Genomic DNA, 24,817 nt, shown 5'->3' with positions numbered 1-24,817 from the left:
CACCTCAGAAAGGATCGTCAGCCTTCGTTGTTTTATACTGTATATATCCCATTTTTGTGTTCTGATCTTGTTTTTGCCTGATATTCTGTGTAATTAGCCCCTCTGCGTTGCTCGCAGAGGGGCTTTGTGGACAGGCTGAGGCATTCATCGTTATGATGAATGCCTTTTTTATACATTATTGATATCAGCCGTTTACGATCTTTTCTCTCTTGAAGAGCGTTCCGACGATGAACACGCCGAGCACAGCAGCGGCGATATTCACAGCGATCATGGTGCAGACATTAGAAGTTGTATAGTCTATCTTGATAACGTCCTGTATCATTTTTACGGAGTTCCATACAGGTATCAAGTAATTTGTTGTACCGAGCTTTTCGATGCTCTCGGAGAAGCCCTCTGTGGAGCTCATGAGCGAAGGGATCATGATGACGAAAAGGAGTATAGGTGAAAGAGTTGTTGCCTGTTTTACGTCCTTAGCGAGCGTTGAGAAGATGAGCAGCAGTGCGACGAGCACGAACGCACCTGTAACGACTGCGCCGAAGAGGATCATGTATTCAGCAATGCTGTACTGTGTACCCTCGGTCAGCTCCATGGATTTTGCGAGCTGGGGCATAGATACAGCCATTCCGATGAATGCCGAGCAGCTTGCGATGATAGCGACGATAAGTATTGAAAGCGACTTTCCTGCTGCAAGGTTTCCGCGCTTGATAGGTGTTACGAGGAGAGTATTCAGGAAGCCTTTTTCCTTGTCGCCTGCGATGGAGTTTGCTGCAAGGTTCATACATACAAGGTAAACTGCCATAAATACCATGAGAGGAATAATTCCGCCGAGCATTTTTCTTACCATAGACGCGCTGTCGAAAAGGTCGTAATCAGTATCGGCGTCCTCATTGTATGAGAAAGTACGGGGCTGCATGGTAGTGAACACAGCGCTTGTTTTCGAGAAAAGCTCCATGGAGTTGCTTTTTTCCGAGTTATAGTAGATATCAACATTTGAGAGCTGATCTGCGCCCGGCTCGGACATCTTGAAGTCGTCGGGGAACACGATAAGGAGATCGGTCTCCTTGTCCTTGACCTGCTTCTTGTACTTCTCGATATCGTTATCCGATGCAGGAGTTATCTTCAGAGCTGAAAGCGCGTCGCTGAACTCCTCGGGAGCGTTGATGCTGTAAGCCACAACAGGCTTATCCAGCTGTTCGGCGGATTCCTTCTGTGAATTCATCATCGAAGTCATGAGCATACCGTATCCGAATACGATGATGAACGGCAGCAGGAACATCTGGAGCAGTATGGCTTTATCGCCGAAAAATGCCTTGATTTCTTTTTTGGTAACAGTAATAATGTCTCTCATAGCTCACACCTCATCTTTTCCGCCGTTAAGGCTCATATAAATGTCGTAGAACGCATCTTCAAGCGAGCGTCCCTGCATGAGGTTTTCGAGAGTATCATTAGCGACGATCTTGCCGTTCATTATCATAGCAGCTCTGTCGCAGACTTTTTCAACAAGGTCGAACAGGTGTGTTGAAATGATAACGCACTTGCCCGATTTTTTCATGTTGAGAATGAACTCGCGCACCTCACGGGCAGCTATGATATCGAGACCGTTGGTAGGCTCGTCGAAAATAACGAACTTAGGGTCGTGGATAACGGATATTACCAGTGATACCTTCTGACGCTGACCCTGAGAGAGCTTAGCGATCATGGTATCTGCGAACTTGTCGATACCGAACTCTGCAAACAGTTCCTTTTTGCGTTTTTCGGCAGTGTCCTTTGGTACGTGGTAAAGCTCGGCAAAGAAATCGAACATAATGTTCGGAGTTGATTTCATGTCGGGTTTGAGGTCAGTTGTCAGAAATGCAAGCTGTGAGCGTATCTTCTCAGGCGACTTCACAGCGCTCACGTCGTTGTAAAGCGCATCGCCGCTGTCGGGGCTTATGAGCGTAGCCAGCATACGCATAGTAGTCGTCTTGCCGGCACCGTTAGGGCCTATCAGTCCGAAAACTTCTCCTGAGTGAGCAGTGAAGCTGATGCCGTCTACAGCCGTTTTTTTCTTTTCTGTGATACCCAGTGTTTTGCGCTGTTTCTCACTTATCATAAATGTTTTTACGAGATTTTGAGCTTTTAGTACTTCCATTTTTTCCTCCCTGTATCATTTTGTACGTTTAGTCATGATCTCAGACAAAGCCGCAGGCAGAGGCTTTACCCGAAAAACACCAAAAATAAAAGAGCAGTCATGTATAACTGCTCTCATTAGCATCTGTCCAGAATATCTTTTTTCTGTTAATTGTAGTAGCTATACATTTAAAGTGTTATGACGTTTTGAAGAAATACAATTTATTATATCACAAGTTATCATAAATGTCAATCTGAGATGGCTGAAATGAGTTTTACGTGACTTACGGTGAAAAGAAAAAGAATGATAACTATTGATTTTATTTTGATTTTAATGTAAAATATAAATAACAATGACTATTCAGAGGTGAGCCTTATCAAAACAGTTGAAATATTCACGGACGGCGCTTGCAGCGGCAATCCGGGCCCCGGAGGATACGGAGTGGTACTTCGCTTCGGGAAGATCGAAAAGGAGCTTTCAGGCGGCGACAGCGCCACCACCAACAACAGAATGGAGCTTCTTGGCGTAATTACAGGACTTTCTGCGCTGAAAGAGCCATGCAAGGTCATACTCACTACCGACAGCAAATACGTGGTGGACAGCGTAACGAAGGGCTGGGTCTACGGCTGGAAGAAAAAAGGCTGGATAAAGTCCGACAAGAAGCCAGCACTCAATGTCGATCTCTGGGAACAGCTCCTGCCGCTTCTGGAGAAGCACAACGTTACCTTCAATTGGGTAAAGGGACACGCAGGTCACCCCGAAAACGAGCGCTGTGACCGCCTTGCAGTGGAGCAGCGTGACCTTCATTCAAGATAATGGAAAAACGCATAATATACGCGGACAATGCGGCTACAACAGCGGTCTCGGAGAAAGTTCTGAAGGCGATGATGCCGTACTTCTGCGAGACATACGGGAATCCGTCAAGTATATACAAGGCGGGGCGCGATGCGCAGAGAGCTGTGGAAGAAGCCCGCGAAAAGACCGCAAGAGCTATCGGAGCAGAGCCGAGGGAGATATACTTCACGAGCTGCGGTTCCGAGTCCGATAACTGGGCGGTAAAGAGCGCGGCGGAGCTAATGGCAGAGCAGGGAAGGAGACACATAGTTACTTCCGCGATAGAGCATCATGCAGTGCTGCGTACCTGCGGATATCTGGAGAAAAAGGGCTTTGAGGTCACGTATCTGCCTGTGGGAGCTGACGGCATTGTTCGTTCTTCTGACGCAGAAAAGGCTATACGAAGCGATACAGCTCTCGTAAGCATAATGTATGCCAACAATGAGGTGGGCACTTTGCAGCCCGTTGACGAAATAGCGGCGATATGCCGTGAAAAGGGCGTTCTTTTCCACACCGACGCGGTGCAGGCTGTGGGACATATGGAAATAGATGTACACAGGCAGGGGATAGATATGCTCTCGCTCTCGGGACACAAGTTTCATGCGCCGAAGGGCGTGGGAGCGCTGTACATACGCAGCGGCACAAAGCTCCCGAGTATTCTTCACGGCGGCGGTCAGGAGCGCGGCAGACGGGCAGGCACCGAAAATGTACCTGCCATAGTTGGTCTTGGAGCTGCCATAGAAGCTGCTGTATGCGATATACACAGCAGGGAAGCAGCAGTTGCTTCCGTCAGGGACAGCATCATGGACGGTATCCTGAAGATCCCATATACAAGGCTCAACGGCGACAGGAACAGACGGCTCGCAGGGAATATCAACATATCATTTGAGGGCATCGACGGAGAAGCTATGGCGCTCATGCTGGGCATGAAGGGGATATACGTGTCCTCGGGTTCTGCCTGTACAACGGGAGAAGCAGATCCTTCTCATGTACTCCTTGCAATGGGGCTCGGCGAAGCATCTGCAAAGGGCGCTGTAAGGCTTACCATAGGCGAGGATATAACATCTGACGACGCAGGATATATCATCGGGACGATAGAGGAAACGGCAGAAAAGCTGCGCAGGAGTTCATCAGCGTGGCAGCATATGATAAGAAACGATAATACTTAAAAGGGGTGCGTAATATGAGCTTTTTTGACAGCATCAAGGACGGTATCAGGGGCATGATAGTCAACCACAACAAGAACAAGGGATTTATGACCGACGATGAGAGGGAGCTTCGTGAGTACGAGGAGTATTATACTCCGCAGTCGGGAGTAGCCGAGGGTACGTATGCGGAATTCGTTGTCAGTGACGTTATGGCGATATCAGGCAACGGCGTTGTCGTTGTGGGAACAGTTACAGGCGGAGTATTCTTCGTCGGTGACAAGGTGACTATAATGCGCAGCAGAGATGTTGAAGTGGATACAGAGATAGTTGGTATAGAACAGTTTCGCAAGGCTTGTGTTTCGGTGACTGAGGGCGCAAATGCAGCTTTCATGCTGAAGGACATTGACAAAAAACAGGTGAGCAGGAACGACATCATTAAAAGAGCTGACTGCAACAAGGAGAAGCAGCTTGCCGAGGAGTCAGCCGATAATAAAGAAGAATGAGAAAAGCCCGAAAGCAGAACGTTTATGTTCTGCCTTCGGGCTGAGTTATTATATAAGCGCCGATCAGTTTTTGTCCGAATCGTCGTCGCTCATTATCTTCTTGTAATTTGCTTCTGCTTCCTTCTCCTTCGCAGCCTTTTCAGCCTTACGCGCACCTGCTGTAGCCAGCTTTTTGCTGTGCTTCATGAGGACGACCGCAAATACTATCGCAGCAAGGATAAGTCCTACAGCTATGACCAGAAATGCCACTTTTTTGATGTTGAGATCGGTAACGGTATACTCGATCTTCTCGCTCTTTGCGTATTTTTCGCCTGCCGAACCCGAGAATACACTGAGCTGGAAGCCGCTGAGGAGCTGACGCTGTGAATTCTCGACGGTATATCCGAAAGCGTCATCGCCGATCTCGGTAACGCTTTTAGGTATGCTCACCTGTTTCAGTTCGTCGCATACAAGGAAAGCGTCCTTGCCGATAGTTTTTACGCCCTCGGGGAGTATGAGCTTATTCAGCTTCATGCAGTACGCAAAGGCGTTCTCGTCGATAAGCGAAACATTGGTCGGGATCTCCAGTGTTTCGAGTTGCTGATCGAACATGAATGCGCCGAAGCCGATCTTTTGCAGTCCCGATGACAGGTCAGCCTTCTTTATGGAAGAGCAGTAGCTGAAAGCTTCGTCCTCGATACTTGTAACAGATGAAGGCATTCGTAAGCTTGTTATCTGGGCGCAGGTCGAGAAAGCGCCTGCCTTTATGGTCAGTACATTGTCCGGGATCACCACATCACCGCTTATAGCCGAAGAAGCGCGGTATATCTCGCTTTTTGCGAAGTTCATGAGCATATCGTTCTCGTAGACGAAGGCTGAGGACGCAGATGCGTCTATATCCTTAATGGAGAACCAGCTTCCCATAGCGTTTTCGCCAATAGTTCTGAGTGAAGCAGGGAGCCTGAACGAGCTTATCTTGCCGCACTGGTAGAAGGCATACTCGCCGATAGAAGTAACGGTATCGGGGAGTTTTGCGGTTTCCAGATTATCACAGAGTGCGAAGGAATAATCGGGTATCTCCGTAAGGGTCTCGGGGAAAGTAATGCTTTCGAGGGCACTGCAAGAGAAGAAAGCGTGGTCGCCGAGGGACTTGAGCTTTTTCGGCAGAGTTACCTCCTTCAGTCCTGTGCAGCCGTAGAAAGCGTTTGCGCCGATAGAAGTGATAGAATCGGGCAGTTCGAGGTGTGATATCTCCGAGCAGTTTGCAAAAGCCTTTTCGCCGATAGCCGTGATAGCCGTACCGTTTCGTATGGAAGGAACAGATTCGATGATAGAAGCGCTGCACTTGATTATGGTGTAAGTTTTGTCGTCGTTGAGCTCGTAGTAGAAAGAGCCGTCGTAAAGCTCGGTTTCAGCGCCTTTTAGCTGGTCTGCGAAAACCGTGAACGGCATACAGCAGGCAGATATAAGACCTGCTGCCAGTGCTGCGGAAATGCTTTTGAAGTTAATTCTCATTGGCTGAGTCCTCCTTCTTGCCGGCAGTGTCAGCACTGTGCTGCTGCTTGCGGAGTTCGGCAGACTTTGCCTTTCTCTCAGCGAGTTCCTTTGCAGCCTTTTTCTTTTTCAGGCTCTTGCCTGTTATTATGCCGATAACAGCGAGTATAGCAGCTGCTATGATACCGCCTATAGCTCCGAGGAAGCGGATATCCATATTTTTTCCGAAGAATTCAACGGTTCCTGCAATGACCTCTATGCCTGAATCCTTTGCGAATTTGTAAGCGGTTGAGTCCTTTGGCGCATAGAGCTTGAAGCCGTCAACGACCTTATCATGCTCATCTGTTTCCTCGGTGGCTTTGTCGTTCTGGCAGAAGCCGAAGGCGCAGGTGCCGATAGTGGTAAGCTTGTCGTATACACGCAGACTTTTCAGTGACGGACAGCTATAGAAAGCATCGGAGCCGATCTTTGTGAGCTCCTTTGAGAGCTTGACGGAAGAAAGCGCCTGACAGTCCTCAAAGGCGTAGGAATTTATCACCTTGACATTTGGCAGCTCAACGCTTTTGAGGTTATTAGCCTTTGCAAAAGCCGACTGACCTATCTCCTCGACGCTCAGCGGAGCCTTGAAGCTGGTCTCGGGCTTGCTTGCAGGGTAAGCGATGAGAGTTGTCTTGTCCTTGTTGTAGAGTATGCCGTCGGCTGAGGAGTAAGCGCCCTCGCCGCTTTTAATATTTATCTCCCTGAGAGCTGTGCAGAATATGAACGGTTCATCGTCGTCCCACGAGTTCAGGCAGCCTGCTGCCGTAAAGAATTTGAGAGCCTCGCAGTTGTTGAACACCTGATTTCCAATAGTCTCAGCGCCGAGGAACTCCACAGATTCAAGGGACTGGCAGCCGTCGAAAGCGTTGTTGCCGATAGTTTTCACGCTTTCAGGGAGAGTTATTGATTTGAGGTTCTGGCAGTTATAGAAAGCCATTTCTCTCAGCTCGGTAACGGTATCGGGGAGGATTATCTCCGATGCCTGACAGTTAGAGAAGCAGGCAGGGTATATCTTTACAATGGTGTTGCCGTCGAGAGATTCGGGGACTTCGATCTTGTCATCAGAAGAACTGCACATAGTAAGAACAGCTCCCGCAGCGGTAACAGCGTACTCATAGTCGCCTGACTTGATCTTTTCCAGATCGAGGAGATCCTGCTGTTCGGAGTACTGATCGGGTGTCATGAACACGAAGTTGTTCTTATAGTCGTAGTCGGTATCCGAATCGGTAGCATAGATCTTTGCAGCAGATGTAGGGCCGCCGACAAGGATAAAGCCGTCGTTTTTAGCAACATTGCCTGTAGGGGCGGTGTAGTAGCCGAATGCGCTGTAGCCGATGCTCTCAACGGAATCGGGAATGATTATCACGGAAAGATCGGTGTCCATGAAAGCGTACTGACCAATGGAAGTCAGTGAATCGGGGAGCGTAATGTTTGCGAGAGCCGAACATCTTGCGAAAGCTCCGCCTGCTATAACTTCGAGAGTTGAAGGCAGGAGCACCTTTTCCAGCTTTTCGCAGCCTGAGAATGCATAAGTGTCGATAGTATGCACCTTAGTGCCGAGAAGGTCAGCATTTGTGAGATCAGAGGTGTCACCTACGGCAAAAACGCCTATCTCCTCAAGAGTTGACGGGAACTTTATCTCCTTGAGTTTGGTATTGTATATCGAAGCTGTTCCCAGTGCAGTTACGCCCTCGGGTATAGAGAAGCTGTCGCCGCTTTTGCAGCAGGGGTAGTGGACGAGCTTGTCCTTTGACTTTGTATAGAGTATGCCGTCCTCTGCGCAGAAATCGGCACTGCCGTCAGCGACTTTTATCTCAGTGAGCTTTGTGCAGTACATAAACGGGTTGCGGTCTGAGATATAGACTATGGACGCAGGGAGTGTTATGGAAGTAAACTGATTTTTTTCGTGGTCACTGCCGAAAGCGTAAGCCCCCAGCTCGGTTACTGCCTTTCCGTCCAGAGTATCGGGGATAACGAGATTCTCCTCGTTGCTGATGCAGTCCTCGATGCAGACATTTCCGTCATGGGTGAGCGAATAAGTGAAATCGCCGCTCTGAACAAGAGAGCTGTCAGCAGCTTCCGCGTCAGAGGCAGGTCTTTCGTTATTATTGTCTGCTAAGACGCAGACAGGTGAAGCTGCCGAAGCTGCGCAGATAAGGATACTTGCAGCAAGAGCAGCGATTTTTTTACGGTCGAACATATTAAAACCCTCTCAAATTTTATACAGTCTCACAGGGCTGTTAATTCTTATACATTATAGCACAATGGGCAAGATATTGCAACGAATTTCACGTAGTTTTCGTATTTCGGGCGGATTTTTCAGATTCCGTCCACATTGCATCAAAGAGAGCGCGGGAGCAGGAGCTTCAGCGAATCTATGGCGAAAAACGGTTCTGTGCGGAAACGTTCAAGAAGCTCCGCCATGTTCTCCTCGCAGTATTCGGTCTCCTTTGAGTAGTTCTTGGCGATATCGGCGCAGTCGGTAAATGAGCAGCAGCCGTTTTCGGCAGGAGAGCAGCGATAGAGCATACTTATCACTATGACGCTGACCGCTGCGAACTTTGCGTATCCCAGCACTTCGCCGTCGTAGACGCTTTTCATCAGGTAGCGGAATATGAGGTAAAGGGCTATCCTGCGCAGATAAGGCTCGTGCTCGCGGGAACATTCTGCGGCACAGCCGAGTTTTTCGGCGCATTTGCTTATATACGGCTTCCAGTTCTCGTCAATGGGTTCGAGCTCAGACAGACAGCGGAAAATGTCCTGGAGAGCAGCTTCCGTATCGGAGCAGGTCGGCGGCTCGTCAGAGGGCATATCAATGCAGCTCTGAGCGTCGGCGGCAATGTCGAGCACATCGCAAAGGGCTTCATTAAGGGGGATATCCTCGTTTTGCAAGACTGCGAACATCTCTTCGCGGGCACGTATCAGGAGATTGAAAAGTTCCTCGTCGTAGTTTCCGGCCGCGTCCTCGTCGGGGACTTCTCTCTCGCAGAGTGTGAAGGGGCGCGAGAGTATGAGAGCTGCCGAAGCTTCACAGCACAGCCCGATACCGCCCTCCTTGACGCTGCCGAACCACTCGAAATAGCGAGGGTGGTCGGAGCATATTCGGCAGAGATTTTCCTCGCCCAGTTCGGTGTATATGTCGCAAAGCCCCTGCCTGTTGAGGAAAGGGCAGCGTTCGTCCTCGGTGAGCACGAAGCAGCCGCCGCGGATATTGTCCCGAAGCCTTTTGCCGAATTCGCCGCCTACACCTGCGTAGTATTCGGCGGTATCGCTGTCGATGTCGATTTCCCAGCCCTTGCAGCAGCTGTCGCGGCAGTCGCCTGCGATACAGCGGAAGTCCTGACAGTATTTCGGGGATCTGTATATCATAGTATCACTCCTGTTTATGGCAATAATAAAGGGACTGAAACAGTCCCTCAGCTTGTAGAAAAAGTCTGTTTTAACTGATAACGGGCTTCCAAAGGGAATGTGTTTCCTATGGTCAGCCCTTGCGGATTTGGTCAGCGTCCGATATTTGTCAGGCGCTTTGCAAAGGGTGAATTTTAAAACAGGGAACGCCTTGCAAGTGAAGGCGTTCCCTTAATAAACAGCGTGAGCCCGAGGGCAGCCTCACCTACAGATCGTTCCATGCGGAATTGGCGGGCGAACACTGTTGGCTAACGTTTATTCAGTCTCCGGTCTTTCTGGAGACATTTGAGCTGTGTTTTATTATCTCCGACCTGTTGAACTCGTCGGGAGTTATAAATGTGGGGACTATCTCGCGGAGAGTTTCCACAACGATATCGCTGAGGTTATCGTTAGCAGCATTTCGCAGCTTCCTGAGCTTCTGAATGAACTCCTCGCCGTCGAAGGAAAGCTGTTTGCCGATGAATATAAGATCGTTGGAGGTCTTTTGCAGCCCCTCCTCGTCCATGAGCAGTTCTTCGCGGAGCTTTTCACCCGGGCGCAGGCCTGTGAACTTTATCTGAACGTCCTCATACGGCACTTTACCGTACATACGAATGAGGTTTTCGGCAAGCTTTACGATGTGGACAGGCTTGCCCATATCGAGGACGAATATCTCGCCGCCGTGAGCTATGGCAGCCGCTTCGAGAACGAGGCTGACAGCTTCGGGGATAGTCATGAAGTATCTTATGACATCGGGGTGAGTGACCGTAACGGGCTTGCCCTGTTCGATCTGCCTTCTGAAAAGCGGGATAACAGAGCCATTTGAGCCGAGAACGTTTCCGAAGCGCGTTGTTACGAAATCGGTATAGCAGTCGGGCTGTTGAGAGAGGTACTGGATTATCATTTCGCAGCATCTCTTTGAAGCGCCCATGACGTTTGTAGGATTAACTGCCTTGTCGGTAGATATCATAACGAAGCGTCTTACCTTGTGGAACTGTGCAAGAGTAGCCACATTGAAGGTACCGATAACGTTGTTCTTGATGGCTTCCATTGGTGAATTTTCCATAAGCGGAACGTGTTTGTGAGCAGCCGCATGAAAGACGATATCGGGCTTGTACTTATCGAAGATAGCGTTCATGCGGGCATAGTCTCTTACGGAGGCTATGAGCACGGTGAGGTTAAGGCTTTCGCCGTGTTCCATGATAAGCTCCTGCTGGATATCGTAGGCGTTGTTTTCGTATATGTCTACGATGATAATGCGCTGAGGGCTGTATTTAGCGATCTGGCGCACAAGCTCCGAGCCTATGGAACCGCCGCCGCCTGTTACCATGCATACTTTTCCGTAGATGAAGCGGCGGATCTCCACATTATCAAATTTTACTGGAGAACGACCCAGGAGGTCTTCTATTTTTATATCATGCATCTGGGCAATGAGGGGAGTTCTGCCGTTATCGAAGATAAGGTTGCCGATGAATGGGACTACCTTGACTTTCAGATTAGTTCCCGAGCATATGTCGAGAATTCTTTTGCGCTCGTCCTCGAGGCAGGAGGGGATAGCGAAGATTATCTGCTCGATATGCTGCTGGTCAACGTATTTGATTATCTCATTGGTAGTGCCAACGACCATAACTCCGTTGATCTCAGTACCTATCTTGCTCCTGTCGTCGTCGATGATGCAGACGGGTTCGTACTCGGCAGCAATTTTGCTGTGATCGCTGTTATTTTTCTGCGAATTGGCTATCTCCGTGAGTATCATGCGGCAGGTCTGACCGCCGCCGACTATCATGGTGCGTTTTCTGCCGTTTGGTGATGAATACTGATGGAGCGTAACGAAGGTCTGTCTGAACATGAATCTGAAAAGGCACACTCCTATCAGGGTTATGAGCGCATGGAGGCACATGAAGCGGATATCAATGAACTTCTTGATGATATAGACGAAGACTTCCGCGAAGAAGAAACCGCTGGCGACACCGTACAGGCAGGAGAGGTAATCCCGTTTGTGGAAGAATCTCCACAGCTTGTTGTAAGCGCCGAAGATCATGAGACAGCCGCAGCAGGTAACGGAGCATACACCGATACTGATGAGGATATCGGTTCGAGAGATAGCTTTTCCTGAGAATGACAGGATAAAGTTAGTGATAAGAGATGAAGCTATGACGATAAAAGCGTCCGCAAAGCCGAGAATGACTCTGCGGAAGCCGAATGTTCCTAAAGCCTTTTTCAATTTTGTCCCCCCGTAAAGATCAGCCGACATAGTGAAGGCTGAACGTATTGGTAAATATTAAATAATAAACAAATTTAAGTTCGTCTGAAGTGTATTATACTCTTATTTCGAGCAGTTCATTCGATGAATCGAGCAATTCTGCGCTGCATTCCTCCAGAAGCATATCCCAGTTGGGGCATCTTGCGCCCATATTATGTGCATCGCTTCCGAAAACTATACGGCAGTTATTTTCCGAAAGCTGTTTCAGGAGCAGCTTATCCTCGTCCACCAGAAAAGCCTCGTTATTGAACTGAAAAATAGCGTCTGTCTTTAGAATCCGTTCAAAGTTTTCGGGCGAGTAATACTGGCGGTATCTGTGGATATGAGCGAGGACGATTTTCAGTCCGTACTCGGACGCGAGAGTATTTATCTCATCTGATATCCAGTCCTCGTAATCCCGCAGCGGCAGTTCAAGGAGGATCATGCCCGTATCCTCCATAGCGAGCTGTTCGATGCCGTGTATCTTGGAAATACCGTGTTCGATAGCGACTTCGGCACCGAGAATTATATTTTTTACAGCTGCGAACTCAGCGATGCTTTCGTAAGCGTCCTCGCGCCGCAGCAGATATTCCGTTAATGATCTTTCCTCGTGCGCATAAAAATGCGGAGTAGCGATAATTCTTTCAACGCCCTGTTCTTTCATCAGTTCTATCATACTGAGAGCAGTTTCCACATCCTGCGCACCGTCGTCCATACCCGGAAGGATATGGCAATGGTAATCAGTAAGCATATTTATTGTCTTCCTTTTTTCTACATTTGGTTTAGCTATATACATTGAAGAAAAAAGCGCATCTGTTTTTTACGCTTTTTGTTATAACATTTTAAGTAAAGCTGTAACTATATCTAATTATCTGTACAGCGATACCGTTATAATTATATAACAGTTAATATTGTTTTGTCAATAGCTTACAAAAGTTAATAATATATTATAATTGTATGACCATAGGGACATTTGCATATAAAAAATGCAGCCGCAAAATGCGGCTGCATTATCAGAGGTCTATGAAGAACTTTATTTCGGTGAATTGATTAACCGATAACTGTACCTGCCGGAACAGGAAGTGTGTCGATAAGGTGGAGGAGACGCATCTGGATTGCGAGAGCATCGAGGTTTGTGATACCGTCGTTGCCGTAAACGTCAGCTGCCTTGAGACCCTTAGCTGAGAGCTGGTACTTATTTGGGTTAGCGAGTGACTGCATGATGAATACAACGTCGCTCATGTCAACGTCGCCGTCCTGGTTAGAGTCACCAGCAACTACGTCGCTGTAATCAACAGAAGTTGTAACTGTTGATGTTGTAGAAACAACAGTAGTTGTTGCACTTGTAGTTGTAGTAGTTGAAGTTGTTGTGGTTGTAGCAGATGTAGTAGTTGTTGTCTGCTGAGCAGCAGCAAAGCTGATGCCGTCGAAGTCAACGAGCTCTGCCTGATACCAGATCTGAGCCTCACCTGACTGGATACCAGCAGGGAACTTGCTCATTGGGATAGTAACTGTGAGCTTACCGTTAGCATCTGTCTTGCCTTCCCACTCGATCTGCTCCCAGCCGTTGCCGTTGAAGCCAACGCAGCCGTTAGTATCTGTGTTTGGTTCGCCCTTGATCTTGATGATAAGGTTGTCAGTTGCCTGAGCCTTAGAGAAGTCGATAGAAGTCTTCTTTGTCTTGTCCTCAGGGATATCGAGCTGAACATTAGGAGCGTCGAGGATAACCATCTGCTCGATAGTTGTCTTGCCGGGTGTTCTTGCCTGCATATGGTTGATAGTTGAGAGGTCTTCAGGATAAGCCTTTGGAACCTGCTGGTCTACGAGATAGTAAGCAATGCCCTTCTCTTCGTCAACTGTGTAAGCTGACATTTCTGACCAGTTCTTGTAGTTTGCGTCTGATACAGCGAGTACAGGAACATCGCCTGTGAACTTGATAGCAACTTCCTTGCCCTTGAGGTCGTTCCATGAGATCTCCTTGCCTGGAGTTGAGTTGCCGTATGTATCGCTAAGAGCAACGTCGATAGTTGTATTTGTAAGGAATACCTTACCTGTTGAAAGATCCTTGTGATCGGAAGTAGGCATCTTACCTTCGCTGCCCCAAACGATAGTCTTATCGTTCATGATCTCCATCATCTTGTTGATAACAGGAAGGCTTGTCTGATACCACTCGCCTGTCTCACGGTTGATGTAGCCGTGGCACTCGCCGGGAGCCTCAGGGTTGGTCTCGATGTTGTTGTCCCAGAGACAGCAAGGGATACCGTACTTCTTAGTAGTTTTGAAGTACTGAGTTGTCCAGTCAACACGAGCCTGTGTGTTGCCGAAGTTTGAAGTACCCATTTCGCCGATAACTACAGGAACGCCCTTGTTAATGAACATATCACGGAAGTTCTGGAGGTTGTAAGCAAGGTCGTTGCTGAACTCCTTAGTGAAGGTGTCGTGGTAAGCGCCTTCCTTCTCGTTTGTGTTCATTGTGAAGTTATAAGGTATATATGCGTGGATCGAAACTGCAACGAAATTGTCGTCAGGTAAAACGATCTGATTAAGGAAAGTCTTGTCTGAGCTTGCAACGTAGCCTGGGAGCATAAGGAGACGTGTCTTAGCGTAAGGGCTGTCCATGCCTCTGATGAGCTTTACGAAGTCAGCGTTGAGCTTGTTGATAACTTCTGCTTCCTTAACAGGAGTTGCTGACCACCACTCGTAAGATGTACCAGCAGCACGAGGCTCGTTCATGCACTCAAAGATGAGGTGCTGATCGTAGTCCTTGAACTCTGTAGCAACCTGAGTCCAGATTTTCATGAGTCTCTTATTGATCTCGTCATAAGCTGTGAGGAGGTCGGGTCTGTTGATCCAGTTTTCGTGGTGAACGTTAAGGATAACGTACATACCGTTCTTATATGCATAGTCAACTACCTCGTGAACACGAGCGAGCCATGCAGGGTCAATATTGTCGTTTGCGTCGAGGTGCTGGAACCATGTTGTAGGGATACGAACAGTGTTGAATCCCTTTGCCTTGAGAGCGTCAAACAGCTTCTGGTTAGCCTTTGGACAACCCCATGCAGTCTCGGTCTCAAGACCTGCTGTAGCGAAATCGCCCTTTTCGTCGCCAGCCTTAGCGTCCATTGTGTTACCGAGGTTCCAACCTACTTTCATGTTTTCAGTTATCTCGAAAGCTGTCATTGTTGATGCTGCGTCAGCGTAATCGCCGATCGGAGCAATGCGAAGTGATGATAAGAGACATACTGCAGCAGCAGAGATGCTTACAAAACGCTTCACATTTTTAGAATTGTTAAACATTTGATATTCCTCCCTGAATAGAATGGTGGGTTTGTTTTAAGGCTCAGTGCAGAAAGCCTTAAAAATGCTTACACTTATATTATACCGTTACCATTTTAAAAAGTCAATAAAATGTAAAATAAAAGCGTGAAATGTAACATAGAAATCTTTGGACTTATTTTAGTAGAATTGTTCAAATAAAAGAAAAGCGAAATATCGGGAATATTGAGGGTTTGTTATTATAGTAACAAATGTAATTATGTAGGCAATAATATTTAAGGAGTACGTAATAAGAATTAAGTACGAAATATTTCATTAACATATACATCATTATTTTGCCATTTTTGTCATAATATTACGAGTTTTGTTATATGTGCATGATGTTCAAAACATATGACTGATATTTGTGTAAAAAACACATAAAAAGCCCCCGCAGCTGCGGGGGCTAAAAGATCATTTCTTCTTTATGTTCCAACCGAGGGCGGAAGCAATACTGTTTATAACAAGCTTTGCCTTATCGTCCTTGAGGTATTCGGATATTTCCTCGATCAGCTTGCTTGTGATCGAATCAGCGCTCTTGCCGCCTTTGAGGACCTTGTCGTTCTCCTTGATGAATGTCTCGGCGATATTATCGTTCAGAGCCATTGCGAACAACTTGCTCTCCTTGCTGAGTTCGGGATCAGCTTTTTCGATAGCCAAAGCAAGTCCCTTAGGATCGGAGAGTATCTCGATGCCCTTGTATTCGATAATGCCCTTTATAGCGTCAGCAGTCTTTTTCACGAGCTCTTCGGCAGCTTCGTTATCAGTCTCGCTGCTATTATCAGCTTCACTGTCTGATTTTTGCTTTTTCAGGGTTTCTTCGGCAACAGCACCCTTTGACTTGATGATCTGTACTGATTTTTTGTTCTTCTTTTCAGCTTCAGCCTTCATCTTCTCAGCCTCAGCGAGGTACTTGTCAGCTTCGCCGCTCTTGATAATCTCGTTAGCCTTCTGCTTTGCGAGGAGTATCTTGTTGTGCTTCTTATCGTACATATAGAACATAACGAGTATGCCGATGCCGAGGAGAAGGGTGAACAGACCCATGTTGAAGCCTGGGGGAGTATACTTCATTGAAACGGTGTGGTGACCTGCGGGGAGCTTAACGCCCATCATAGTTCCGAGAACGATGACCTTGCCCACATCGCCTTCGGCGTTTCTGAGAGTCACCTTGCCTGTCTGAGCGTTCTTTTCTTCGATAATGAGATCGTCGATCTTCTTGCCGTCCACTTCGATATCCCAGCCGGGTTCGTAAGGGATCGAGGTCATGAGTATTTGACCTTCCTGAGCGTCAACATCGCCTACGAGGTGGCGGTCGTTGGACTTGCTCATGTCGATGTTCCACTGATGCTCTTTGAGCTTGTTGATATCTTCAGTGAAAGCGTCCTCGTCGAGGTAGTAGAAGTTGAAGCCTGCGTTCTTTCTAACCATCATATACTCATTGCTGCCTGTATAAGTCTGGTTGTCGCCTGTAGGCGGGATAGTGAGTCTTATCTCTACTTCATCGCCCTCGTTGAACGGACCCATTCTTACGATAGGAGATGAGTTTGTGTTGAAGTAAGTGCCGTAGCCGTCGTAGTTTTCAGTGCCTGACTTCTGACCTCTGTAAACGCCGTCTGTGTCCTTTACGCCGACCCATACGTTCACCTGTTTTCTCATTTCAGAGCCGAGGTGCATATAGATATTGCCGCTCTTTGGAACAGTTACATCAACGTTTACAACAGCGTCGTCAACGCCTGGGAATGCTTCATAGCAGTCGTGGATAGTGCCGTTGTTGTTGTAGTCGTGGAGGTAGACCTTTGTATCGTCGTAATTAACGGTATAGTCGAAAGGCTTGTAGTACTCCTTGGGGACTATCGGGACAGTTGAATAATCGGCAGTATTTCCTGTCATAGAGCTGAGGAAGTTGTTAAGGCTGTTGAACGGGTTGTCGTTGCCGAGACCTGAGAGTATCAGGATATCGTCATCAGCCATATAGCCGATATTGAGAGCGTTGGGGTTCTCGTAAACGTCTATTGAAGCAGGAACGTCGTCGTCCTTCTTATAAGATGTGGAATAGATCTTATTGTAGGAAGAATCTACCATTGAGCCGATATTTGTTCTTACGGGATCATCGAGGACGTACTTGATGCCGAGGATAGAGTCCGCAACAGGGTTGCAGCCCTCATACTTCGACTCGAAGCTCTGAGTGAAGTAACCCATAGTCTCGATGAAGTTGATAGCTCTTGCATTCATTACCGAGCTGGAGTGCGAGATACCCTTGAGACCGTATGCAAGATTGTCGTTTACCATACGTGAGAAGGTCTTCTCTGCGCGGTAGAAGCCGCCGTCGTGTTTTTCGAGTTCCTTTACAACGTCGGGAGCGGACATGATCTCGGTGTAGGTGCTCTTGTCAGAGTTTCCTACTTCCTTGAATATCTTTCTGAACGAGTCGTAGCAGTTGTAGCCTGTCTCGAAGAAGATAAGACCTGCCATAACGACTGTTATAGCGTTCTTAGCCTTCTGTGTGCGGGAGTGGCTGTAGAGATAAACGCCTGTCAGGTAGAAAGCGGCGAGTATCAGACCGAAAGCGATAGTACCGAGCCAGATCTCGTCCCAGCTGTCGGGAGAGTGTTCCATCTTGTCCTTGTACGGGAAGATAGCAACGTACTTGTACTTGCTCTCATTGTAGTTGAATTTCTTCATCATGCCGCAGAATATAGCGGAAAGTCCGCCGATGACCGCCGCCGATATGCCTGTGCTGAGGGCTGTGAGCCTGTATCCGTCAAGATTTGAGAATACATCTGCCGCCATTGAAACGAGAACGAATGAAAGCAGGAACGAATATCTGTAAGGGAGCCAGTTAGGATCCTGACCGCCGTGCCAGAGCATATTGATCGGCTTTACGTACATACTGAACAGAAGTGCGAACATAAGGAAGCCGCAGCCGATCTTCTTGTTGGTCTTTATCTTCTTGTTCATAAAGAACAGAGGGATAAGAATGAATGTGAGCACACCGCAGTATATCTCAGGTCTGCCGTAGAAGCGGGTTCCCTCATCAACATTTACGGAGTAATACTGGTTTGGGAGCAGACATGGGACGAGCTCGATAGGATTGAACATAGCCCTGTAGCTGTAATCAGGCACGGAGAAGTCGAATTTACCGAGTGCGAGAGCGTTGTAAACGGGGAGTATCATGATAACGCTGCACATAACAACAACAACTGTGGAAATGCCCATGATGCCGACAGTCTTTGCGTAGTCCTCGATGCCCTTGAACTTGCGGTTTGTGCCGAAGAAGAGATAGTAAACGAAGTAGATAGCGATGAATATTGCTATCATGAAGCCGATGTAGAAGTTTGCAACGAACATTATCGCAGTAGGGATAATGTAGTTGAGTTTTCTTCCGTCATCAACGAGGTATTCCACGCCGAGTATTATGAGCGGAAGAAATACAGGGCCGTCGATCCACATAGGGTCGATGAGCTGGATAACGACATAAGCCATCATAGCATACATCGTTGAGAACATCAGTGACTGGAGCGGCTTGAGCTTCTTGGATTTCTGCGCATACATACAGAAAGTAAGACCTGCTGCGCCGACCTTAGCCATCTGCATTATCATAACGCTTTCAAGGATCATCTTCCTCGGAAGGATCATGACGATGAGAGTGAACGGACTTGCCAGATAGTATCCTATGATACCCATGAAACCGCCCGAAAGGTTACGGCTCCAGCTGTAGAAAGCACTTCCGTCACCCCAGAATGCATCTCTGAGTGATTCAAAGTAGTAAATGTACTGACCGTTTAGGTCGAGTGTGAGCACCGAACGTTCACCGAACGGATAAACATCAAAGCAGATGTATGACACGAATGTCAGCAGAAAAGGTACGATGAAAGCGACTACATAGTATAGCGGCTTGAATTTCTGACCCCTCTTCTCGGCTATGATGTCCGCGGCAGTGATATCAGGTTTGATGCTGCCGATCTTGTTGCGGGCAGAGGCTGATTTAGCCTTGGTACCCGTAGCTTGTGACTTAGCCAATTTTGTTCCTCCTTTTGATTCGGGCGGTAAAGCCATAATACCCGATTTTATACTATTTTCTATTATACTACAAATCATTTGTGTTTGCAATAGTTAAATTTATCTGTCATGATAAAATGCTCGGGAACGCACCCCTGAAGAAAATTTTTTCGCAAAAAACTGAGAGTTTTTCGACCCTCGCACGTATAATATATGGGAAGGTATGAGCACAGGCTCAAAACGGACAAATATCGGAGTACATATTGTGGGAAATGCACAAAATTATAGGTTGATTTGATAACTTGTTATAAATATTCTTAGAAAAGCATTGACGGCGACTATTTAAAGTGTTATAATGAAAACGTTATGAGCCTGTTACAGGACTTATACTTTTATTTTATATATAAGGAGATACAATATAGTGGGAAAATATTTTGGAACTGACGGATTCAGAGGTACAGCAAATGAAAACCTCACAGCAGACCATGCTTACAAGGTAGGACGTTTCCTCGGCTGGTATTACGGCGAACTCAAAAGGAGAAACGGCTCGGACGAAGCTCCCCGCATAGTTATCGGCAAGGACACACGCCGTTCAAGCTATATGTTTGAGTATTCACTGGTAGGCGGACTTACTGCATCGGGAGCTGATGCTTATCTTCTCCACGTCACAACTACTCCCTCAGTAGCATATATTTCAAGAGTTGACGGCTTTGACTGCGGTATAATGATCTCGGCGAGCCACAACCCTTACTACGATAACGGTATAAAGCTCATCAACGGACAGGGCGAGAAAATGGAAGACACCGTGATCGAGCTGGTAGAAGCTTACCTCGACGGCAAGCTCCACGCTTTCGATAAGGACTGGGACGAAGTTCCTTTCGCTCACGGCGAAAAGATAGGCAAGAGCGTTGACTATATCTCGGGAAGAAACCGCTATCTGGGCTATCTCATATCACTTGGTATGTATTCGTTCAGAGGCAAGAAGATAGGACTTGACTGTGCAAACGGTGCTGCATGGAACATTGCAAAGTCCGTATTCGACGCTCTCGGCGCTGAGACCTACGTTATAAATGCTGAGCCTACAGGTATAAACATCAACAACAATGCAGGCTCGACACATATCGAGAACCTTCAGAGATTCGTAGTGGAGAAAGGTCTTGACGCAGGCTTTGCATACGACGGCGATGCTGACCGCTGCCTCTGCGTTGACGAGCTCGGCAACGTTATCACAGGCGACCATATCCTCTATATCTACGGCAGATATATGAAGGAGCGCGGAAAGCTCATAAACAATACAGTCGTTACCACGGTAATGTCCAATTTCGGACTCTACAGAGCCTTCGACGAGATAGGCGTTGACTACGCAAAGACCGCTGTAGGCGATAAGTACGTATACGAGTACATGAAGGAGCATGACTGCTGTATCGGCGGCGAACAGTCCGGACATATCATCTTCTCGAAGTACGCTTCCACAGGCGACGGTATCCTCACCAGCCTGAAGATCATGCAGGTAATAATGTCACGCGACAAGAAGCTCAGCGAGCTTGCAGCACCTTTCAAGGTATACCCACAGGTGCTCGAAAATGTCAAGGTCAAGGACAAGGCTGCTGCACAGGCTGACCCCGATGTACGCGCAGAAGTTGACAAGGTTGCGGAAGAGCTTGGCAATTCGGGAAGAATTCTCGTCCGCGAGAGCGGTACAGAGCCTCTCGTAAGAGTAATGGTAGAAGCTCAGGACGAGGCAGTCTGTCACGAACTGGTAGACAGAGTCGTTAACGTTATAAAGGTGAAGGGTCATACATTATAATAGTATATAATATCAGGCTCTCTGCGGCAGGTGCTGCGGAGAGCCTTTCGTTATTCTCCGAATGGAGAAAAAAGGCTATATATTGAAATTTAAGTAATTATATAAAATTTGACATAACTATTGACGAGGTGAATTATTAGTGATATAATGTTTATTACGGCGTGTTATGCCGTAATACGATATAATACAGACAAATCGGAGGTTAAAATGGCTAAAAGTAATGAGCGTAATCTCAACGTTACGATTAAAAATCAGGAAGATAAAAACGATATAATAATATCTATCTCGGGTATTTTCAAGAATCTTAAACGATTGCTCGCAATATGGCTCGTTGCCTGCATCGCAGCAGGTGTCCTCGGCATTGCTCTTTCAGCTATCATTTCGTTCTCGAAGAAAACTCCCGCAAGAGCTCTCATAAGCTTTACATACAGCGGCATCGAGAAGGGACTTGACCCTAAGGGACGCAAATTCGATGTAAATTCCATGAAGAACCCTATCGTCATCGAAAAGGCGCTCACAGAACTCGGCATCGACCTCGATAATATAGAGAAGGTAAGAGCTAACATCTCTTTCGATTACAAGATCCCCGAGGACGCTTACGACAGGCTCACAGCCTATAACAGCGTTATGGACAAGGCAACAACAGGAAGTCTCTCCGCTGCACAGGCTATGCTCGATGTAACTTACTATCCTACACAGTTCACTATCTACTTTGACTTCGGCAAGGCAGGCTTCGACAGAAAAACAGGTGTTGAGGTGCTGAATACTCTCCTTGAACGCTACCGTGACTACTTCTACGAGCAGTACGGCTATAATGAGCCTCTCGGCGCAGCTGTAAATGTTGCTGATTATAAGGACTATGACTACGCTCAGCAGATAGACCTTTTCAGAAATTCACTCAGAACAGTAAGAAATTACCTCGCATCACTTGCAAAGGACGACAATACAACATTCCGTTCAAGTGTTACAGGCTACACATTCAATGACCTTTCTGAATATGCAAAAACTGTAGGCAGCATTGACCTCGACAGAATATCATCTTACATCTCGGTAAACAACGTTACAAAGGATAAGGATTCCGCACTTGCTTACTACAACTACAGGATCGAGAACCTCAAGCGTGACGAGAATGAGTACAAGGAAAGACTCGCTTCCGTTGAGGCTTCCATAACTCAGTACGAAAAGGATACTATCCTTATCTTCGGCAACGGCACAGAGGGTACAAATACAGAGTCATCAACTCACTCGGAGCAGTATGACTCACTGTTCAGACAGAAGACCAATGTTGAAGCTGCTCTTGCACAGACAAGACAGGATATCAACTTCTATGAGTCAAGACGCAACGCTCTCCAGAACAACACAAACAGCTCACAGGGCAATATAAAAAAGGTAGAGGAAGATATCGCGGCACTCAGCAAGAAGGTCGATAATATCGTTTCACTCACAGAGCAGACTGCTAACGATTACTACGAGAATGTTCAGTTCGCACACGCATACAATGTTCTTATCCCTGCAACAAGATCGATCGGAGCAGGTCTCTCAGATGCAGTCAAGAACGCTGTAAAGCCGCTCATCGTTGTTGAGCTTCTCATATTTGTTATTTATATGATCGCTGCATTCGTTAACTCTCTCAAGGAAGCAAATTCCAAGAAAAGGGTCTTTGCAGCAGATGATGACGATGACGACGAAGAAGAAGTAAGCCTTGACGAGCTCGTTGATGTTATCGAAGAGGAAGCAGCTCCTGAAAATACTGCAAAAACCGTAAAGTCCGCAAACAATAACAACAATAAGAAAAAGAAGAAGTAATGTCTTAATAAATAAGAGCGCCCGAAGGTCATCATGACTTTCGGGCGTTTTTGTTTGTACTGCTCAATGTTAAATCCACGTTAAACTATGACTGAAATTATTGACTTACGGTGCTATCCTGATATAATAATAGTTGGAGAAATAAATAGTATAAAAAGTAGGAGAAAAGTTATGGAGGAATTTTCAATCTTTAATATCTTCACGCTTCTCGGCGGACTTGCCTTCTTCCTGTACGGTATGAACGTAATGTCTACAGGACTTGAAAAGCTCACGGGCGGAAAGCTGGAGATAGCACTCAAGAAAATGACTGCAAACAGATTCAAGGCTCTGATGCTGGGTATGGGAATAACCATTGCGATACAGTCATCGTCAGCAATGACGGTAATGCTTGTGGGATTCGTTAACTCAGGCATAATGACTCTTGAACAGACTATCGGAGTTTGTTTCGGCTCTGACATCGGAACTACTCTTACTGCGTGGATACTGAGCCTTGCAGGAGTAGACGGAAAGAATCCTTTTATCAAGATGCTTAAACCGTCATCATTTGCACCGCTTGTTGCACTTGTAGGTGTAATAATGATAATCGGCGCAAAGAAGAACAAGAAAAAGGATATCGGACGTATCCTTGTGGGATTTGCTATTATCATGACAGGTATGACACTTATGTCAGATGCAGTTTCACCGCTTGCGGATTCGCCTAAATTCCAGAATGTTCTTACAGCGTTCAAGAATCCTATCCTCGGTGTACTTGTAGGTGCAGGTTTTACAGGAATAATCCAGAGCTCGGCAGCTTCTGTCGGTATATTACAGGCATTTTCACAGACAGGTGCGCTGACATACGGTATGGCACTTCCTATAATCATGGGACTTAATATAGGTACTTGCGTGACAGCACTCATTTCAAGTATCGGAGTAAACAAGAATGCAAAGCGTGTTGCTTGTATACACATTCTCATAAAGGTCCTCGGAACACTTATACTCCTGCCTGTATCAATGATACTTGAAAGTGTTATTCAGCTCAGCATATTCGATCAGACTGTCGGATATGTAGGAATAGCTGTTATGCACTCTATATTCAATATTGCGACTACGGTCATACTTTTACCTTTCTCAAAGCATATTGTAAAGCTTTCCAAAATCATTATCAAGGAAGACAGCAGTGAGGAAGTAAATACTAAAAATGCAATTACAGGTCTGGACGATATCCTTTTGAAAACACCTGCTGTAGCTGTTCATTCTTGTTTATCAGCAACTACTCAGATGGCAGACCTTACAAGAGAGACTATCGGTATGGCTCTGAAGATACTGACAGATTATAACGAAGAAAACTGTGAGACTATCATCGAAAATGAGAGCATTATCGACGGATATGAGGATAAGATAAACAGCTTCCTTGTAAAGCTTTCAAAGGCAAGTATCACAGGCGCAGACAGCCGAAGCGTATCGAAGATGATGCACTGCGTCGGTAACTTCGAGAGAATATCCGACCACGCTGTGAACCTTGTAGAATCGGCACAGGAAATGCACGAAAAGGGAATAAACTTCTCAGAGGAGTGTATAAACGAGATAATCGTCATCACAGACGCGATCACCGAGAACGTAAACAAGGCGTTTGACGCATACGTCAAGAATGAGCTTAGCATTGCTCACAGAGTTGAGCCGCTTGAAGAAGTTGTGGACAACCTCAGCACAGAACTGAAGAACAGACATATCCGCAGACTTCAGAACGACGAGTGTACAGTAGAGCTTGGATACATCTTCCAGGATATCCTTACAAATCTTGAGCGTGTTTCCGACCACTGTTCAAATATAGCAGGCTGTCTTATCGAGACAGACGAAAAGACCAATATACACGCATATCTCCACGATGTCAAAGAGAACGACGAGGTATTCCGAAAAGAGTACCGCGAGTATGCGGAGGAGTATTTCCGCCGACTTGGAAATAACGAGAATGTAGATTCTGCAAAATTAGCACACTAACAAAAAGGACGACCAATGGTCGTCCTTTTTTAGTGGCTTCTGAAACCCCCCAGTTTTACTGGGGGTTCTGAAAGCTTTAGCTATGAGTAGAAAAATAAAACCTCCAATGCTATAATAGAAAAGGTCTGCCAACCAAACTAAAAAAGCAGAGGAGGTATCGTCATGACAAGAGAC

15 protein-coding genes are annotated in these 24,817 nt (G+C 46.8%); 6 read left to right on the top strand and 9 right to left on the bottom strand.

The genetic code is table 11. The annotated features are described in order from the left end of the window. Positions 1-184 precede the first annotated feature (184 nt). The gene (locus K6G33_RS06310) at positions 185-1,348 is read right to left on the bottom strand and encodes an ABC transporter permease (protein ID WP_296777427.1); all 1,164 of its coding nucleotides are present in this window, start codon (positions 1,346-1,348) and stop codon (positions 185-187) included. 3 nt (positions 1,349-1,351) lie between these two features. Next, positions 1,352-2,131, bottom strand: coding sequence for an ABC transporter ATP-binding protein (locus tag K6G33_RS06305; RefSeq protein WP_296777424.1), 780 nt, complete (start codon positions 2,129-2,131; stop codon positions 1,352-1,354). Positions 2,132-2,485: 354 nt separating this feature from the next. On the opposite strand from K6G33_RS06305, the gene rnhA reads away from it, so the two are divergent. From rnhA to K6G33_RS06290, 3 genes are read left to right on the top strand one after another with little or no spacing between them, the layout of a single operon-like run. Next, the gene (gene rnhA / locus K6G33_RS06300) at positions 2,486-2,926 is read left to right on the top strand and encodes a ribonuclease HI (protein WP_296777429.1); all 441 of its coding nucleotides are present in this window, start codon (positions 2,486-2,488) and stop codon (positions 2,924-2,926) included. Beyond that, the gene (nifS, locus tag K6G33_RS06295) at positions 2,926-4,113 is read left to right on the top strand and encodes a cysteine desulfurase NifS (protein ID WP_296777421.1); all 1,188 of its coding nucleotides are present in this window, start codon (positions 2,926-2,928) and stop codon (positions 4,111-4,113) included. Before rnhA ends, nifS begins: the two co-directional genes overlap by 1 nt. Before the next feature lie 14 nt (positions 4,114-4,127). Beyond that, positions 4,128-4,595: an EF-Tu/IF-2/RF-3 family GTPase gene (locus tag K6G33_RS06290; protein WP_296777418.1), complete on the top strand. Its 468-nt coding sequence runs from the start codon at positions 4,128-4,130 to the stop codon at positions 4,593-4,595. 63 nt (positions 4,596-4,658) lie between these two features. Here the strand turns inward: K6G33_RS06290 and K6G33_RS06285 are convergent, their stop codons facing one another. The 7 genes from K6G33_RS06285 to K6G33_RS06255 all read right to left on the bottom strand — a co-directional run bounded on the left by K6G33_RS06285 (position 4,659) and on the right by K6G33_RS06255 (position 19,071). After that, on the bottom strand, positions 4,659-6,089 hold the full coding sequence (locus tag K6G33_RS06285) for a leucine-rich repeat domain-containing protein (RefSeq protein WP_296777415.1): 1,431 nt from the start codon (positions 6,087-6,089) through the stop codon (positions 4,659-4,661). Continuing rightward, the gene (locus K6G33_RS06280; protein WP_296777414.1) at positions 6,079-8,307 is read right to left on the bottom strand and encodes a leucine-rich repeat domain-containing protein; all 2,229 of its coding nucleotides are present in this window, start codon (positions 8,305-8,307) and stop codon (positions 6,079-6,081) included. The genes K6G33_RS06285 and K6G33_RS06280 overlap by 11 nt, the downstream gene beginning before the upstream one ends. Before the next feature lie 140 nt (positions 8,308-8,447). Then, positions 8,448-9,476, bottom strand: a complete 1,029-nt coding sequence (gene fliB / locus K6G33_RS06275) for a flagellin lysine-N-methylase (RefSeq protein WP_296777412.1) — start codon at positions 9,474-9,476, stop codon at positions 8,448-8,450. Positions 9,477-9,774: 298 nt separating this feature from the next. After that, positions 9,775-11,718, bottom strand: coding sequence for a nucleoside-diphosphate sugar epimerase/dehydratase (locus K6G33_RS06270; RefSeq protein WP_296777410.1), 1,944 nt, complete (start codon positions 11,716-11,718; stop codon positions 9,775-9,777). 94 nt (positions 11,719-11,812) lie between these two features. Then, on the bottom strand, positions 11,813-12,487 hold the full coding sequence (locus K6G33_RS06265) for a CpsB/CapC family capsule biosynthesis tyrosine phosphatase (RefSeq protein WP_296777407.1): 675 nt from the start codon (positions 12,485-12,487) through the stop codon (positions 11,813-11,815). A gap of 299 nt (positions 12,488-12,786) precedes the next feature. Further along, complete coding sequence (locus K6G33_RS06260; RefSeq protein WP_296777405.1) at positions 12,787-15,033, bottom strand: cellulase family glycosylhydrolase; 2,247 nt, start codon at positions 15,031-15,033, stop codon at positions 12,787-12,789. 432 nt (positions 15,034-15,465) lie between these two features. Then, on the bottom strand, positions 15,466-19,071 hold the full coding sequence (locus K6G33_RS06255) for a YfhO family protein (RefSeq protein WP_296777402.1): 3,606 nt from the start codon (positions 19,069-19,071) through the stop codon (positions 15,466-15,468). Between the two features lie 400 nt (positions 19,072-19,471). Here K6G33_RS06255 and glmM point away from each other — a divergent pair, with 400 nt between their 5' ends. From glmM to K6G33_RS06240, 3 genes are all read left to right on the top strand, one after another. Continuing rightward, positions 19,472-20,857 carry a phosphoglucosamine mutase gene (glmM, locus tag K6G33_RS06250; protein WP_296777401.1) on the top strand — a complete coding sequence of 462 codons (1,386 nt, stop codon included), beginning with the start codon at positions 19,472-19,474 and terminating at the stop codon, positions 20,855-20,857. 207 nt (positions 20,858-21,064) lie between these two features. Continuing rightward, the gene (locus K6G33_RS06245; protein WP_296777399.1) at positions 21,065-22,663 is read left to right on the top strand and encodes a lipopolysaccharide biosynthesis protein; all 1,599 of its coding nucleotides are present in this window, start codon (positions 21,065-21,067) and stop codon (positions 22,661-22,663) included. Positions 22,664-22,834: 171 nt separating this feature from the next. Further along, on the top strand, positions 22,835-24,643 hold the full coding sequence (locus tag K6G33_RS06240; protein ID WP_296777398.1) for a Na/Pi cotransporter family protein: 1,809 nt from the start codon (positions 22,835-22,837) through the stop codon (positions 24,641-24,643). The last annotated feature ends 174 nt before the right edge of the window (positions 24,644-24,817 follow it).

Source organism: Ruminococcus sp., from assembly GCF_024691275.1.
GTDB lineage: Bacteria > Bacillota > Clostridia > Oscillospirales > Ruminococcaceae > Ruminococcus.
The sequence above is the reverse complement of the archived record's forward strand: the minus strand, read 5'-3'. Positions and strand labels throughout refer to the sequence as shown.

Coding starts and splice junctions, on each gene's coding strand:
- fliB (WP_296777412.1), bottom strand. CDS start 9,476: ATGATATACAGATCCCCGAAATACTGTCAGGACTTCCGCTGTATCGCA.
- K6G33_RS06245 (WP_296777399.1), top strand. CDS start 21,065: ATGGCTAAAAGTAATGAGCGTAATCTCAACGTTACGATTAAAAATCAG.
- K6G33_RS06265 (WP_296777407.1), bottom strand. CDS start 12,487: ATGCTTACTGATTACCATTGCCATATCCTTCCGGGTATGGACGACGGT.
- K6G33_RS06310 (WP_296777427.1), bottom strand. CDS start 1,348: ATGAGAGACATTATTACTGTTACCAAAAAAGAAATCAAGGCATTTTTC.
- K6G33_RS06280 (WP_296777414.1), bottom strand. CDS start 8,307: ATGTTCGACCGTAAAAAAATCGCTGCTCTTGCTGCAAGTATCCTTATC.
- K6G33_RS06305 (WP_296777424.1), bottom strand. CDS start 2,131: ATGGAAGTACTAAAAGCTCAAAATCTCGTAAAAACATTTATGATAAGT.
- K6G33_RS06290 (WP_296777418.1), top strand. CDS start 4,128: ATGAGCTTTTTTGACAGCATCAAGGACGGTATCAGGGGCATGATAGTC.
- K6G33_RS06285 (WP_296777415.1), bottom strand. CDS start 6,089: ATGAGAATTAACTTCAAAAGCATTTCCGCAGCACTGGCAGCAGGTCTT.
- K6G33_RS06260 (WP_296777405.1), bottom strand. CDS start 15,033: ATGTTTAACAATTCTAAAAATGTGAAGCGTTTTGTAAGCATCTCTGCT.
- nifS (WP_296777421.1), top strand. CDS start 2,926: ATGGAAAAACGCATAATATACGCGGACAATGCGGCTACAACAGCGGTC.
- K6G33_RS06240 (WP_296777398.1), top strand. CDS start 22,835: ATGGAGGAATTTTCAATCTTTAATATCTTCACGCTTCTCGGCGGACTT.